The sequence below is a fragment of the Roseateles saccharophilus genome, assembly GCF_031458095.1.
GTDB lineage: Bacteria > Pseudomonadota > Gammaproteobacteria > Burkholderiales > Burkholderiaceae_C > Pelomonas > Pelomonas saccharophila_A.
Genome location: NZ_JAVDXU010000001.1, coordinates 2,401,095 through 2,415,083, shown reverse-complemented (window position 1 = coordinate 2,415,083; position 13,989 = coordinate 2,401,095). Strand labels below are relative to the sequence as shown.

The following is a 13,989-nucleotide window of genomic DNA, read 5'->3' as shown; positions in this document are numbered from 1 at the left end:
CATGTTGTTGACCCGCAGACTCGTCGCCACCCTGGCCCTCGCCGGCGCCTTCGCGGCCCAGGCCCAGACGCCCGTCAATCTGGGCGTGGCCATTCCCTCGGCCGACCACGGCTTCACGGCCGGCATCGTCTGGTGGGCCAACCAGGCCAAGAAGGAGCTGGAGGCGGCCAACCCCGGCCTCAAGATCACCGTCAAGGCGGCCGCCTCGGCCGGCGAGCAGGCCAACCAGCTGCAGGACCTGCTGACGACCAACAAGATCAACGCGCTGGTCATCCTGCCCCAGGAGTCGGCCGCGCTGACCAAGCCGGTACAGCAGCTGCACAACAAGGGCGTCTATGTGACCGTGGTGGACCGCGGCCTGACCGATGCCTCGGCCCAGGACGCCTATGTGGCCGGCGACAACACTGCCTTCGGCAGCGTGCCGGCCGAGTTCATCGCCAAGCAGCTCGGTGGCAAGGGCGACCTCGTGGCCCTGCGCGGCATCCCCACCACCATCGACAACGAGCGCATGGACGCCTTCAAGGCCGTGCTGGCCAAGAGCCCGGGCATCAAGCTGCTGGACGCCAAGCATGGCAACTGGAACCGCGACGACGCCTTCAAGGTCATGCAGGACTTCCTGACCCGTTTCAAGAAGATCGACGCCGTCTGGGCCGCGGATGACGACATGGCCTTTGGCGTGCTGAAGGCCATCGACCAGGCCAAGCGCAGCGACATCAAGCTCGTCTTCGGCGGCGCCGGCGCCAAGGGCATGGTCAAGATCCTCAAGGACGGCAGCGACCCTCGCATCCAGGCCAATGTCTCCTACTCGCCCAAGTTCATCTATGACGCCATCAAGCTGACGGCCGAGGCGCGGCTGAAGGGCCAGAAGCTGCCGGCCAAGACCATCGTGCCCTCGGTGCTGATCACCCGCGACAACGCCAAGGACTTCTACTTCCCTGACAGTCCGTTCTGACCATGAGACCCCTCACTCTTTTCACCGGCCAATGGACCGACATGCCGCTGGCCGAGCTGGCGCCGCTGGCCAGGCGCATGGGCTATGACGGCCTGGAGCTGGCCTGCGGCGGCGATCATTTCAATGTGCAGCGCGCGCTCAAGGAGACGGGCTATGCCGCCGGTCAGCGGGCCCTGCTGGCCGAGCACGGGCTCAAGGTCTACGCCATCGGCAACCATCTGATCGGCCAAGCCGTCTGCGACCTCATCGACGAGCGCCACAAGGCCATCCTGCCGGCCCATGTCTGGGGCGACGGCGATCCCGAAGGCGTGCGCCAGCGCGCGGCGGCTGAGCTGGCGGACACGGCGCGCGCCGCCGCCAAACTCGGCGTGCAGCGCGTGACCGGCTTCACCGGCTCGTCGATCTGGCATGCCGCCTATGCCTTCCCGCCGACCTCGCAGGCCTTTTGGGACGCCGGCTTTGCCGACTTCGCGCGCCGCTTCACGCCCATCCTCGATGTCTTCGAAGAGCAGGACGTCAACTTCGCGCTGGAGGTGCACCCCACCGAGATCGCCTTCGACATCGCCACCTCCGAACGCGCCCTCGCGGCACTGAAGGGCCACCCGCGCTTCGGCTTCAATTTCGACCCCAGCCACCTGGCCTACCAGGGCGTGGACTATGTGCGCTTCATCCGCCAGTTCGGGCCGCGCATCTTCCATGTGCACATGAAGGACGTCTGGTGGGGCCGCGGCGACGGCACGGTGGGCACCTTCGGCGGCAACACCAGCTTTGGCGACCCGAAGCGCGGCTGGGACTTCCGCAGCGTCGGCCGCGGCATGATCGATTTCGAGTCGATCATCGTGGCCCTCAACGACGTGGGCTATGCCGGGCCGCTGTCGGTCGAATGGGAAGACAGCCGCATGGACCGCGTGCATGGCGCCACCGAGAGCGCGGCCTATTGCCGGCGCCTGGACTTCCCGCCCGCGCATGGCGCCTTCGACGCGGCGTTTTCGAAAGGCATGGCGAGATGAGAAAGCTGCGTGTTGCGATGGTGGGAGGCGGCCGCGACGCCTTCATCGGCGCCGTGCACCGCCATGCCATGGCCCTGGACGGCCGCTACGAGCTGGTGGCGGGTGCGCTGTCGTCCACACCCGGGAAGTCGCTGGCCTCGGGCCGCGACCTGGGCCTGGCCGAGGATCGCATCCACGCCGACTGGCCCGCCCTGCTGGCCGACGAGCTGCGCCGCCCCGCCGCTGAACGCGTCGATCTCGTCGTCATCGTCACGCCCAATCATCTGCACTTCGACGTGGCCCGTGCCTTTGTCGATGCGGGCTTCCACGTCGCCTGCGACAAACCCTTGGTGCATGGCGTCGCCCAGGCCGGGGAGCTTGTGTCCCTCGTCCAGGCTCGCGGCACGGCCTTCTGCGTGACCTACAACTACATCGGCTACCCCCTGGTGCGCGAAGCCCGCGAGCTGGTGCGCGGCGGCGCCATCGGCAAGGTCCGCAAGGTCGTCGTCGAATACCACCAGGGCTGGCTGGCCGGTGCGCTGGAGAGCCGCAGCAACAAGCAGTCGTCCTGGCGCACCGACCCGGCGCAAAGCGGCCCCGGCGGCGCCCTGGGCGACATCGGCACGCATGCGGAGAACCTGCTGCACACCGTCACCGGCCTCGCCATCGAGGAGCTCTGCGCCGAGCTCGCGAGCTTCGGTCCTGGCCGCCGGCTCGACGATGACGCCAGCATCCTGCTGCGCCTCAGCGGTGGCGCGCGCGGCGTGCTGCTCGTCTCGCAGATGGCCGTGGGCCATGAGAACGACCTGCGCCTGCGCGTGTTTGGCGAACGCGGCAGCCTGGACTGGCGCCAGGAAGAACCCAATGCCCTCATTCATGCGCCGCTGGACGCCCCGCCGCGCCGCCTGACGCGCGGCTCGGCCGGGCTCAGCGAATCCGCCCGCCGCGCCTGCCGCCTGCCGCCTGGCCATCCCGAGGGCTTCATCGAGGCCTTCGCCAATCTCTACACAGAGCTGGCGGCCGACCTGCATGCCGGCACGCGCAGCGGCGACTACCCGCGCGTCGCGGACGGTGCACGCGGCGTGCGCTTCGTCGAGCGTGCCGTGGCTTCCCAGGGCCTGTGGGTGGACATGGCAGCTGCGTGACAGCCTACAAGTAGCTCGGGCACGTCCTACACGGCTCCAGCGGCCTTGCGAGGAGAGTGGGGCCGTCCCACTCACTCTCCAAGGAGATGGCCATGAGCCTCGGTCTCATTCTGCTCATCGTGTTGATCCTGCTGCTCGTCGGCGCCATTCCCGCCTGGCCTCACAGCCGCGGCTGGGGCTATGGACCCAGCGGGGGCCTCGGTCTGGTCTTGCTGATTGTGCTGGTGCTGGTGTTGATGGGCCGGATCTAGGTCCCGGCAGCCGGGGCGTCGAGGCGTTCGAGCGCCTCGGCGATTTCGCGCGTGCCGCCCGGTCGCACGACGCGGGCGACCTCGCGGCCGTCGCGCAGCATCACCAGCGTCGGCCACAGCTTGATGCCGAAGGAGCGGCCCAAGGGTCGTCCGCGGCCATCCTCGATCTTCAGATGGCGCAGCGGCGCATGCGTGGCCAAGGCTTCGCCGATGGTTCGTTGGGCAGACTGGCAGATGCCGCACCAGTTGGCGCCGAATTCGAGCACCGTATGACCCGCCAGGGCATCGACTTCGGCGCGCGACGGTTCATCGCTGGAATAGGGCGTGCTCATCGAGTTCTCCTGTCAGCCAATGCCGTGAGCGCGGCAATCGCGATGCCTGTGGGGCCACCCGCCTAGGCCTGCCACACCGCATAGCCCGCCTCGCGCAGGCCGATGGCGAGTTCCACTTCCATGTCGCGCGCCGCCTCGTAAGGCATGGGGTTGTAGCACTCGTAGAGCTCGGGCATCAGCCTGACGCCGTACTTCAGCACGAAGCGGTTGGCCTGGATGCCGGCCATGTGCTTGTCAAAGCGCAGATCGGGGTCCAGCCCCGTCATGCCGACATAGACGCAGGGCTTGAGGATGTCGTGGTCGGGGTTGGACTTGCGAAAGGCCGGCTCGTTCCAGACGCGTTCGGACAACAGCACGACATAGACGTGATGGTGGCTGCGGGTCGGTCGGCGGGGCATGGCGGCCGGATTGTCCGCGGCCGCTGCCGGAAACCGTGGGCTCTCTAGAATTCGCCCCCTTTTGCAGCAAACCCGCTTCCGGTTTCCATGGACATCGTCGTCAACGAAGAACTCAAGGCCTATATCGAACCATTGACGGCGGACGAGCATGAGGCCCTGGAGCGCAGCATCCTCGCCGAAGGCTGCCGCGACGCGCTGGTGCTGTGGGGCAATGTGCTGGTGGATGGGCACAACCGCTATGGCATCTGCAGCAAGCATGGGCTGCCCTTCCAGACCGTGCAGAACCCGCGCTTCAAGTCCATGGAGGACGTGCACCTGTGGATGATCGACCAGCACCTGGGTCGGCGCAGCCTGTCCGACTACCAGCGCGGCGAGCTGGCCCTGCGCAAGCGCGAGATCGTGGCCGAGCGGCGCGCCCGCAGCACGCCGCCCGCGCCCACCGAGGCGAGTGCGCCGGTGGCGGCGCAGGCGCCCGACGTGCCAGCGCATGAGGCGCTGCAAACCCGCGAGGCCCTGGCCAAGGCGGCGCGGCTGAGCAGCAACCAGGTGGTGCTGATCGAGAAGATCCAGAAGCAGGGCGCGCCGGAGCTGGTGGCGGCGGTGAAGTCGGGCGTGGTTTCCATCAACGCAGCGGCGGCCGTCGCCACGCTGCCCGCCGAGGAGCAAGCCGCCGCTGCCGCCGCGGGTGCCGAAGAGCTCAAGCAGGCTGCCAAGCGCGTGCGCGAGGCCAAGCGCAGGCCGCCCGCGGCGCAGGCGAGCGAGCCGGCAGCCGAGGCGGACATGGCCGCAGCCGCGGCCGAGCCCACGATGGAGTCATTGCGCCTTCGGGTTGCCGAGCTGGAAGCCGAGAATGCCGCCCTGCGCCAGGAGCTGGCGGCGCTTCGCCCCTAGACTTCAGCCATGCAGCTCAAGATCGCCGTCTATTCCAAGTCTGCCTGCCCGCAGTGCGACACCGTCAAAAGCCTGCTCAAGGCCCGCAACCTGGCCTTCGAGGAGATCCTCATCGATGACGAGGAGCAGCGCCTGGCCTTCTACGCGAAATGCGGCCCTGCCGTGCGCCAGATGCCTCAGGTCTTCATCAACGACCAGCGCGTCGGCGGTGTGGAAGGCCTGCGGGCGGCGTTCGCGCAGCTGAAGCTCTGATGGCCGGCTGAGGCCGGCGCGACCATGGCCTCGCGCATCAGGAAGCCGCGAGCCGATGTCGATCCTCCGGCGCCCGTGGTGCCGGGCCTTGGCCTGCCGGTCCGGCTGCTGCCTCATGACTGGCCCTTTCTCTACAGCGTGCTGGCCAACGGCGACGTCGTGGTCAACAAGCGGCTGGCGCTGGCCCAGCCGGCCAAGGCAGGCCGCAAGCGCGTCGATACGGATGCGGGCGATGCCTTGATGTAGGGCGGGGCCGCCGGCATCCCCACACCCGATCCTGAACCTCTCGTCAGGCGACCGTGCAGTAGTTGACGCTGTTTGGATCATCCGAGTTGACCACCAGAAGAACGAAGTCTGGCGCACGCGAGTAGAGGGCGAGCGCGGCCCCGACGGTCTCGCTGCGCAGCGCTTGGGCGCACTCACGAAAGCAAGCGTCGGCGGTGGCTTTCCGGTCTTTGGAGGCCAACCACTCTCGCTGCATGGCGGCCGCAATATGCCTGGCGGCCGGCCAACCCGGAACGAAGTCGTAGAACCGCCAGTCAGCTACCGACGTGAAGGGCGACCTGTCGTTTCTCAGCCCCGGCTCGTCGGTGGTCAGAAAGCTCAGCTCCAGATAGCCATGCCATGGGAAACAGCCGAGATCGAAGGCACGCAGGGTGTCGGCGCCGAACCGTGTCCGGTTTTCTCGCAATGCCTGGGCCAGCAACCCGGCAAGGTCGTTGGCCAGGTCCAAGGCCATGCAGCCGGGTTCAGAACTCATGGCCGCAGCCTACTCGATGGCTCAAAGCGGCGCCGGCGACGTATCCCCGAACCGCGCCGCTGGCAGCGCCAGTGAGATGACCGCACCACCGTCCTGGCGGTTGGCGGCCCAGATGCGGCCGTCGTGGGCTTCGGCGATGCGCCGGCAGATGGCCAGGCCCAGGCCGGTGCCGCCGGCGGCGCTCTTGGTGGCGCTGGACTGCACGAAGGCCTCGAAGATGCTTTCCAGCTCGTCCGGCGGAATGCCGGGGCCGCGGTCGGCGACGTCGACGCGCACTTCGTCGGCCTCTTCGTCATGCCAGGCGGTCACCTCGATATGGCCACCGATGGGTGAGAAGCGGATGGCGTTGGCCAGCAGATTGCGCAGCAGCTGCTGCAGGCGCTGTGGGTCGGCCAACACGACGAGGTCCTCGTCGCCCAGGGCCATGCCCAAGCCGAGCTGGCGGGCGCTCAGCAGCGGCTCGAGTTCACGCCCCACCTCGACGGCCAGCGGCCGCAGGTCCAGGCGTTCGGGCTGCATGGGCTCGGCGCCGCGCTCGATCTTGCTGAGATCGAGCAGGTCGTTGACGAGGCTGAGCATGCGCTGGCCGGCGCGGTGCACGTCGCCGAAGAGCTCAGCCAGGCGCGGTTCGGCCCGGGCGCGCAGGGCGCCGATCTCGGAGAAGCCGAGGATGGACTGCAGCGGTGTGCGCAGCTCGTGGCTGACGTTGGCGATGAAGTCGGACTTGGCCCGCGAGGCTTCCAGAGCCGCGTCGCGCGCAGCGCGGGTGGCGCGCTCGGCCTCGCGGAATTCGCTGATGTCCATGAAGCAGACGACGATGCCCATGGGCTGGCCGTGCGCATCGGGGAAGGTGGACTTGCTGATGTAGAGGTCACGCCGGCGGCCGTCGCTGCTGTGCCAGACGGCCTCGTAGTTCATCTCGCCGCCGCGTGCCAGCAGCTCGGCGTCGCGGTCGTCGTGCAGGGCGGCCTCGTCGGGGCGCAGGTAGCTGGCGGCCCGGCGGCCCAGCACTTCGCTGCGGCGCCGGCCGGTGAACTGCTCCCAGGCGCGGTTGACGTCGAGGTAGCGGTTGTCGCGGTCCAGCACCGACATGGGCAGCGGGCTGCTGGACAGCAGCGAGCGGGCGAGGCCGAGCTGGGCGCGCAGTTCGGACTGGGCGCGCACCAGCCCGCTGACGTCGGCCGCGCTGCCCACCCATTCCAGCACGCCGGCCTGGCGGCGCAGCGGCACCAGGTGGATCTCGAAGCTGCGCGCCTTGCCGTCGGGCGCGATCCAGTCGGCGCGCAGCTCATGCGGCCTGGCATCGTGGACTTCGCCGACGGCGAACAGCGCGGCGACGGCCGGCGAGCCGCCGAACAGCTCCTGCAGCGGCCGGCCCAGCACCTGGTTGACGGGGTGGCCGCTGAGACGGGCATAGCCTTCGTTGATGAAGGTGACGTGCCCCAGGGCATCGGTGCGGAACAGCAGATCCTGCACACTGCCGAAGATGGCGCTGAGCTCGCGCTCGCGCTCGGCGACCTGACGCTGGGCCGCGTCCAGCTGCAGCAGGGAGCGCTCGCGCGCATGCAGGGCGACGGTGCCCACGCCCGACAGCATCAGCAGGGCGACCGCAAGGCCGATGGCGGGCAGGCCGAGGTCGCGCATGGTAGCCAGCCACTGGCTGTGCAGCTCGTCCTGGGACAGTTCGACGACGACCACCAGGGGGCGGGCGCGCAGGGCGCGGAAGGCGCCGAGCTGTTCCGCGTCGCGCAGGCCCGGACCATCCCAGCGCCCGTACTCGGTGCCGGTGCGCACGCGGGCCAACGGACCCGTGGGCAGTTGCAGCGAAGCCAGGCGTTCGCCGGCCAGGTGATCGGCACCGGCGGTGACGGCGAGCAGCCGGCCATCGAGGTCGACGAGGGCCGCGGCGGCGCGCGTGTCGTTCAACGTCAGCTCCTGGAAGTTGGCCAGGGCATCGGGGTTGAGCAGGGCGGTGAGCAGGGCCGGGCGGCCCTCGCCGCCATGGCCGGGCAATTTGATGCCGCGCGACAGCGGGATGAAGCCGACGCCGGGCGGCACCACCGCCGCCACGTCGCCGGGTGCGAGGCCGGCCAGGCTGCGTGCGGCGACAAAGCCGCCGAGGCTGTCCTGGCCCGGGGCCGGCAAGGGGCCGAGCCGGGCCGCCACGATCTGCACGCCGCGGTCGGCAGGGTCGGCGGCGGCCAGCACATGGCCGGCCTCATCGAGCAGGGCGACGCCGCGCAGGAAGCCCAGGCTGGCCTGGGTCTGGCCGAGCAGGGCCTGCAGCACCTCCGGCGGCGCGCCGCGCTCGGCCACATCGGCCAGGCCGGTCAGCGCCAGCTGGGTGGCGTCGAGGCTGCGACTGGCATGGTCCTCGAGGACGCGGGCGAGCAGGGCCTGGCGGGCGGCGGTCTCGGTCGTCAGTTCGCGCTTTTCACGCCAGATGCTGTAGCCCGTGGCGGCGAGCAGCATGCCCGCGAGCAGGACGCCGGCGCCGGCGGTGATGATGCTTGGGCGCCAGCGACTGCGATGCGGCATCTCAGCGGCCCACTGGGCATTCGCGCCCGCCAATGACGCACGAAACCGGGTATTGCGGGCCGAGCGCTGGGCCGCTCCCGAGCCGGCCCGACTGGCGATGTGCTCGCGGTTCGACGCCGCGAGCATCGCCGCCCCCGCGGGGGGCCGGCTGGACGCGCTCGCGTTCAGCGATGCGAGGCCGGACGAGGGGCATCAATTACCGCGCACGATGGCGCTCAGGCCGTGACGTTTGGCGGCGGCCTGCAGGCGGCCATCGCGCTGGATGCGGCTGACGAACTCGTCCACGGCGCTCAGCCAGGCGGCGTCGCCGGGCTTGACGGCATAGGCATAGGGCAGCACGAAGAAGGGCGATGGCGGTGCGACGAGGCGGGCCCAGTCGGCGTTGTCCAGCAGGCGTCGGCTGTAGGGGTAGTCGGTCATGAAGGCGTCCACGCGGCCGGCCTCGAGTTCGCGTTCGCGCGTGTCGGGGGGCCGCACGACGACGAGGTTAGCCTGTTTGAGGGCGCCTGCCATGACGGGTTCCATGAAAGTGCCGGCCTGCACGGCGATGCGCACGCCGGGGCGGTCCAGATCCTCCCAGCGCTTGACAACGCGGCTGCTGCGCGTCGTCACCGCATAGATGTCGCTTTCCAGATAGGGGCGGCTGAAGCGCAGGGCCTGGGCGCGCTGCGGCGTCATGCCGACAGCGAACATGGCGATGTCGCAGCGGTCGCGCAGCAGGTCGTCGACGAGGGTCGGGAAAGAGGAGTCGACATAGACCGGCTTGACCTTGAGGTCGGTGGCGAAGGCGACCGACAGGTCGATGTCCAGCCCGGCCAGCTGGCCGGTGCGCGGGTTGCGCAGCGAGATGCCGTAGTAGTCGGGCCAGATGCAAACGCGCAGCTCGCCGCTGTCCTGCACGCGCTGCAGGGTGGGAGCCGCGAGGGAGGAGGTGGCGGCCAGCAGGCCGAGCAGGGCGGCGGCCAGCTGCATCATGCCGCGCCTCCCGACCGCGTCGCATTGACGTGATCGCGCAGAGCGATCAATTCGGGCGCATGCGCCAGGAAGGCCGCGACGACACGTGGATCGAAGGCGCTGCCGGCCTGTTCGGCCAGCATGGACAGGGCGCGGTCGTCGGCGCGGGCCGGGCGGTAGCTGCGGGGCATGGTCAGGGCGTCGAAATAGTCCACGACGGCAACGATACGCCCAGACAGCGGGATGGTCTCGCCCCTGAGGCCCACGGGATAGCCGCTGCCGTCCCAGCGCTCGCGGTGGTGCAGGGCGATCTCGGCCGCCAGCGCGAACAGCGGCAGGCTGGAGCCGCTGAGCAGGGCGGCGCCGCGGCGTGGCTGGGCCCGCCGGCGGTGGCGCTCCTCATCGGCCGTCAGCGGCCAGGGCGGCTCGCTGCCGGTGTCGATGGCATCGAACTCGCCGATGTCGTGCAAGGGCGCGGCCAGGCGCAGCTGGCGGGCGCTGTCGGCACCCAGGCCGAGGTGCAGGGCCAGGGCTTCGGCCAGATGCCCCAGGCGGACACGGTGGGCGCTGCGGTCATGGTTTTCGTCCAGATCGGTGTGCGGCAGCAACGGGGGCGGGTTGGGCAGGTCGACGGCAATGGGCAGCATGGCGGTTCCCTTGGCAGAAACTGTATTTTCCGATGCAATCATTTTTATCAAATGTGCTGACTCGGCAGTTCCCGCCGAATTCGGCAAAATATCGCGGGTGAACCGCACCACCAACGTGCCCGATACCTGCTCGACCACCGAAGCCGCCCAGCGCTTGGGGATGGCCGTGCGCTCCGTTCAGCTGATGGTCGACCGCGGGGAGCTGCAGGCCTGGAAAACGCCGGGCGGCCACCGCCGCATCCTGCGCAGCTCACTGGAGGCCTGGCTGGCAGCCCGAGCCGGGTCTGCATCGACAGCGCTGCCGATGGCCGGCGCCGGGCCCGCCGGGTCGGGCGAGCGGCCGCTGACGCTGCTGCTCATCGAGGATTCGGTGCACTTCCAGAACCTCATCAGCCTGGTCGTCAAGCGCGAGCTGCCGGAGGCCGAGCTGCATGTGGCCTCCGACGGCATCGCCGGTCTGGCCATGGCCGGGCGCCTGGAGCCGGACGTGCTGCTCATCGACATCCTGCTGCCCGGCATCGACGGCGCCGCGCTGATCACCAGCCTGCGCTCGCATCCGCAGTTCGCCCGCAGCCGCCTCATCGTCGTGACCGCGCTGGACGAGGCGCAGCGGGCGCCCTATGCCTTTGCGCTGGAGGGCGTGCCGCTGGTGCACAAGTCGGCCCTGGTCACCGAGCTGCCTGCGCTGCTGGCCGAGGCCGTGGCGGCCCAGCCGGCCTGAGCTTGGCCCACCGATGGCTGCGCGTCTGCTGCTGATCGAGGACGACGCCTCGATCGCCCGCTTCGTCCAGCTCGCCCTCGAGGAACTGCCCGGCCATGACGCCGCGGCGCCGGCCGTCGAGCTCAGCGTCGTGCGCCGCCTGGCCGAGGCCCGCGCGGCGCTGGCGGCCGGTGGCTGGCAGCTCGTCATCAGCGACCTGATGCTGCCCGACGGCTCGGCCGAACTGCTGCTCGCCGAGGGCCTGGCCCAGGCCGTCGGCGCCCCGCCCTGGGTCATCTTCAGTGCCGGCGTCCACGCCGATCACCACAAGACCCTGGCGGCGTGCGGCGTGGTGCGCACGCTGCGCAAGCCCGTGCCTCTGGCCGAGCTGCTGGACACCGTCAGCGAGCTGCTGCGCGGTGCGGCCGCTGCCGCGCCAGCCCGGGCGGCCGGCCCTCCCATCGACCCCGTGCTGCAGCATTTCGGCGGCGATCGCGGCCTGTACGAAAGCTTTCGCGCGGGCTGCCTCGAGCGCTTCGCCGATGACCTCGCGCAAGGCAATGCGGCCGTTGCCAGTGGCGACGCGGCCGCGTTGCGGCGCGTCGCCCATGGCCTGAAGGCGGTGCTGGAGCTGCTCGGCCAGAACGATCTGGCCAGCCAGGCGCGCACGCTGGAGGACGCTGCGGCGGCCTGGGAGCCGGGCCGACCCCTGCCCGAGGGCTGGCTGCGCCTGTCGCGCGGGATGGCGGAACTGCGTCGCCGCGCCTAGACCAGGCCCGCAACGGGCGTCGGGGAATTTTTGGCAAATCTGAACCCACCCCACCTGTTCAGGGGCGGGTGCATTGCTCGTCTTTATTAATAGATTTGATAATCGGTGCAAACAGATCAAGCCATGCTCCTATGTCCGTCTCTCGCCGTTGCCGCCCTGCCCGAGTTCGAACCTTGCGGCATGCCAGCCGCTGCTGAAGGGGTTGGCATGACGACAAGCCTGGTCCTCTATGTCGAGGACGATCCCGTCAACGCGATGCTGATGCAGGGCATCCTCGAGCTGCATCCCGGTTGCAGCCTGTTGGTGGCCCGCAGCGGCGCCGAGGCCCGGCGCCTGGTCTCGCAGGGGCGTGTCGACCTGCTGCTGTGCGACCTGCGCCTGCCCGACATCGGGGGCGAGGAGCTGCTGCCCGAATTGCGCGCGGCGGGCCTGTCCGAAGGCGTGCCGGCCCTGTTGGTGACGGCCGAGTCCGAGTTCGTGGCCTCCCAGCTGGCCCGCCGCCACGGTTTCGACGGCTACTGGAACAAGCCTCTGGACGTGGCCGCCACGCTGCGCAGCCTGGAGCATTGGTTGCGCGACAGATGAATTTGCGGGCCGAGCGCCGGGCCTGCCATGGGCCAGAGGTCCATGGCCTTCGGTAGGAACAAGCAGTCCGCAGGGACTGCTTGTGTCCGACTCCAGTTCACCTAGCCGGCCCGCCTTGGGCGATGTGCTTGCCGGTCGAACCGGCAAGCATGTACTCCTCAGATTAGGGGCGCCATCTCTACAAATCTTTGCGCGTGGGCCACAAGGCCTTGCGCGCCTGGCGGGATGCTTCGGTGACGACACCGGAGATGTCCCATGAAAAACCGCCGCTTTGTGCTGAGCAGCGCCGCCGCCCTGGCCAGTGGCGTCATGCTGGCGGCGCGCCGCAGCCAGGCGGCCACAGCTGTTGCCGGCCCCGCCCTGAGCGCCGACGAGCGCGCCCTGCATGCCCTCAATCGCCTGGGCTACGGCCCGAGGCCGGCCGATGCTGCCGCCATCGCCGCGCTGGGCGCCGACAAATGGCTGGAGCGCTTCCTCAGCGAACAGCTGGAGCCGCGCCGCCTGCCGCAGCCGCAAGCGCTGAGCGCCCGTCTTGCCGAACTGGAGGTGCTCAAGCTCGGCCAGGCCGAGCTGCTGGGCCGCTACCGCGAGGCGGTGAAATCGGCCCGCGAGGCCCGGCGCGAACAGGCCCAGGGCCGACCAGCCGATGCCGACGCGCTGAATGCGGTGCGCGAGAAGATCCGCCCCCTCGTCGCCCAGGCGGCGACGGCGCGGCTGTCGCGTGCGCTGCAGAGTCCGGCCCAGCTTGAGGAGACGCTGGCCGAGTTCTGGTTCAACCACTTCAATGTCTTTGCCGGCAAGAACGCCGTGGGTGTTCTCGTCGCCGATTACGAGCAGCGCGCCATCCGCCCCCATGTGCTGGGACGCTTCCGCGACATGCTGGGCGCCACCGCCCGGCATCCGGCCATGCTGATCTATCTCGACAACGCCCAGAGCGTGGTCGCCGGCTACGAGCCGCCGCAGCGCGCGCGCCGCTTCCTGGCCGAGCGGCCCGAGTTGAAGGCGCGCGTGCCCAGCGGCCTGAACGAAAACTATGCCCGCGAGCTGATGGAGCTGCACACCCTGGGCGTGGATGGCGGCTACGGCCAGCGCGACGTGACCGAGCTGGCGCGCATGCTGACCGGCTGGGGCCTGGACTCGCGCAAGGCCCTGGTCGGCGGCACCGGCGACTTGTTTGCTTTCGATGCGCGCAAGCACGACAACGGCACCAAGAGCTGGCTGGGCCAGACCGTCAAGGGCGCCGGCCCGGCCGAAGGCGAACATGCGCTGGACGTGCTGGCCGCCCACCCGGCCACGGCCCGCCACCTGGCCTTCAAGTTCGCCCAGGCCTTCGTGGCCGACGACCCGCCGGCCTCCCTGGTGCAGAAGCTGGCCGACAACTTCAAGGCCAGCGGCGGCGACCTGCGCGAGTTCACCCGTACGCTGATCCGCGCCGACGAGTTCTGGAGCCGCGAGGCCTACCAGGCCAAGTTCAAGACGCCCTACCAATACCTGCTGTCGTCCCTGCGCGCCCTGGACCTGCAGCCCGCCAATCCCCAGAACCTGCTGGCCGCCCTGGCCCAGGCCGGCCAGCCCTTGTACGGCGCCCAGACGCCCGACGGCTACAAGAACACGGCCGCGGCCTGGCGCAACCCCGAGGCGCTGACCCAGCGCGTGCAGCTGGCCACGACGCTGGGGCAGCGCAGCGGCATCAGTGCCGAGAAGCTGACCAGCACGCTGGGCGCCTCGGTCAGCGAACCGACCCGCCGCACCCTGGCCGCCGAACCCGCCGGCCAGCAGGTGGCCCTGCTGCTCGCCAGCCCCGACTTCATGAAAAGGTGACCGCG

The 13,989-nt window shown here is 69.8% G+C and carries 17 protein-coding genes; 11 read left to right on the top strand and 6 right to left on the bottom strand.

What is annotated here, in order from left to right:
• Nucleotide 1 precedes the first annotated feature (1 nt).
• From J2X20_RS10995 to J2X20_RS10980, 4 genes are all read left to right on the top strand, one after another.
• Nucleotides 2-952: a substrate-binding domain-containing protein gene (locus J2X20_RS10995; protein ID WP_310264374.1), complete on the top strand. Its 951-nt coding sequence runs from the start codon at nt 2-4 to the stop codon at nt 950-952.
• 2 nt (nt 953-954) lie between these two features.
• Nucleotides 955-1,962 (top strand): sugar phosphate isomerase/epimerase family protein, encoded by a 1,008-nt coding sequence (locus J2X20_RS10990; protein ID WP_310264371.1) that lies wholly within the window; start codon nt 955-957, stop codon nt 1,960-1,962.
• On the top strand, nt 1,959-3,086 hold the full coding sequence (locus J2X20_RS10985) for a Gfo/Idh/MocA family protein (RefSeq protein ID WP_310264367.1): 1,128 nt from the start codon (nt 1,959-1,961) through the stop codon (nt 3,084-3,086). Before J2X20_RS10990 ends, J2X20_RS10985 begins: the two co-directional genes overlap by 4 nt.
• Before the next feature lie 92 nt (nt 3,087-3,178).
• The gene (locus tag J2X20_RS10980; RefSeq protein ID WP_310264364.1) at nt 3,179-3,337 is read left to right on the top strand and encodes a DUF3309 family protein; all 159 of its coding nucleotides are present in this window, start codon (nt 3,179-3,181) and stop codon (nt 3,335-3,337) included.
• Here J2X20_RS10980 and J2X20_RS10975 read toward each other — a convergent pair.
• Together J2X20_RS10975 and J2X20_RS10970 are read right to left on the bottom strand one after the other, a co-directional pair.
• Nucleotides 3,334-3,669 (bottom strand): thioredoxin family protein, encoded by a 336-nt coding sequence (locus tag J2X20_RS10975; protein WP_310264361.1) that lies wholly within the window; start codon nt 3,667-3,669, stop codon nt 3,334-3,336. The two genes, J2X20_RS10980 and J2X20_RS10975, sit on opposite strands and share 4 nt — an antisense overlap.
• 62 nt (nt 3,670-3,731) lie before the next feature.
• Complete coding sequence (locus J2X20_RS10970; RefSeq protein WP_310264359.1) at nt 3,732-4,067, bottom strand: hypothetical protein; 336 nt, start codon at nt 4,065-4,067, stop codon at nt 3,732-3,734.
• An 87-nt stretch (nt 4,068-4,154) separates the two neighbouring features.
• On the opposite strand from J2X20_RS10970, the gene J2X20_RS10965 reads away from it, so the two are divergent.
• Genes J2X20_RS10965 through J2X20_RS10955 form a run of 3 tightly spaced genes read left to right on the top strand, consistent with a single transcriptional unit; the run spans nt 4,155 to nt 5,456 of the window.
• On the top strand, nt 4,155-4,958 hold the full coding sequence (locus J2X20_RS10965) for a ParB N-terminal domain-containing protein (RefSeq protein WP_310264357.1): 804 nt from the start codon (nt 4,155-4,157) through the stop codon (nt 4,956-4,958).
• A gap of 9 nt (nt 4,959-4,967) precedes the next feature.
• Entirely contained in the window at nt 4,968-5,210 is a 243-nt protein-coding gene (locus J2X20_RS10960; protein ID WP_310264356.1) for a glutaredoxin family protein, read from the top strand.
• Nucleotides 5,211-5,234: 24 nt separating this feature from the next.
• Nucleotides 5,235-5,456, top strand: a complete 222-nt coding sequence (locus J2X20_RS10955; protein WP_310264353.1) for a hypothetical protein — start codon at nt 5,235-5,237, stop codon at nt 5,454-5,456.
• A 43-nt stretch (nt 5,457-5,499) separates the two neighbouring features.
• Here the strand turns inward: J2X20_RS10955 and J2X20_RS10950 are convergent, their stop codons facing one another.
• The 4 genes from J2X20_RS10950 to J2X20_RS10935 all read right to left on the bottom strand — a co-directional run bounded on the left by J2X20_RS10950 (nt 5,500) and on the right by J2X20_RS10935 (nt 10,109).
• Complete coding sequence (locus tag J2X20_RS10950) at nt 5,500-5,970, bottom strand: hypothetical protein (RefSeq protein WP_310264351.1); 471 nt, start codon at nt 5,968-5,970, stop codon at nt 5,500-5,502.
• Nucleotides 5,971-5,991: 21 nt separating this feature from the next.
• Complete coding sequence (locus J2X20_RS10945; RefSeq protein WP_310264350.1) at nt 5,992-8,508, bottom strand: ATP-binding protein; 2,517 nt, start codon at nt 8,506-8,508, stop codon at nt 5,992-5,994.
• 192 nt (nt 8,509-8,700) lie between these two features.
• On the bottom strand, nt 8,701-9,483 hold the full coding sequence (locus J2X20_RS10940; protein WP_310264349.1) for an ABC transporter substrate-binding protein: 783 nt from the start codon (nt 9,481-9,483) through the stop codon (nt 8,701-8,703).
• On the bottom strand, nt 9,480-10,109 hold the full coding sequence (locus tag J2X20_RS10935; protein WP_310264347.1) for an HD-GYP domain-containing protein: 630 nt from the start codon (nt 10,107-10,109) through the stop codon (nt 9,480-9,482). Before J2X20_RS10935 ends, J2X20_RS10940 begins: the two co-directional genes overlap by 4 nt.
• Nucleotides 10,110-10,269: 160 nt before the next feature.
• On the opposite strand from J2X20_RS10935, the gene J2X20_RS10930 reads away from it, so the two are divergent.
• The 4 genes from J2X20_RS10930 to J2X20_RS10915 all read left to right on the top strand — a co-directional run bounded on the left by J2X20_RS10930 (nt 10,270) and on the right by J2X20_RS10915 (nt 13,984).
• Nucleotides 10,270-10,830, top strand: a complete 561-nt coding sequence (locus tag J2X20_RS10930; protein WP_409034161.1) for a response regulator — start codon at nt 10,270-10,272, stop codon at nt 10,828-10,830.
• Nucleotides 10,831-10,843: 13 nt separating this feature from the next.
• Nucleotides 10,844-11,578: an Hpt domain-containing protein gene (locus J2X20_RS10925; protein WP_310264342.1), complete on the top strand. Its 735-nt coding sequence runs from the start codon at nt 10,844-10,846 to the stop codon at nt 11,576-11,578.
• A 207-nt stretch (nt 11,579-11,785) separates the two neighbouring features.
• Nucleotides 11,786-12,163, top strand: coding sequence for a response regulator (locus J2X20_RS10920; protein WP_310264340.1), 378 nt, complete (start codon nt 11,786-11,788; stop codon nt 12,161-12,163).
• A 255-nt stretch (nt 12,164-12,418) separates the two neighbouring features.
• Nucleotides 12,419-13,984 (top strand): DUF1800 domain-containing protein, encoded by a 1,566-nt coding sequence (locus J2X20_RS10915; RefSeq protein WP_310264338.1) that lies wholly within the window; start codon nt 12,419-12,421, stop codon nt 13,982-13,984.
• Nucleotides 13,985-13,989 lie beyond the last annotated feature (5 nt).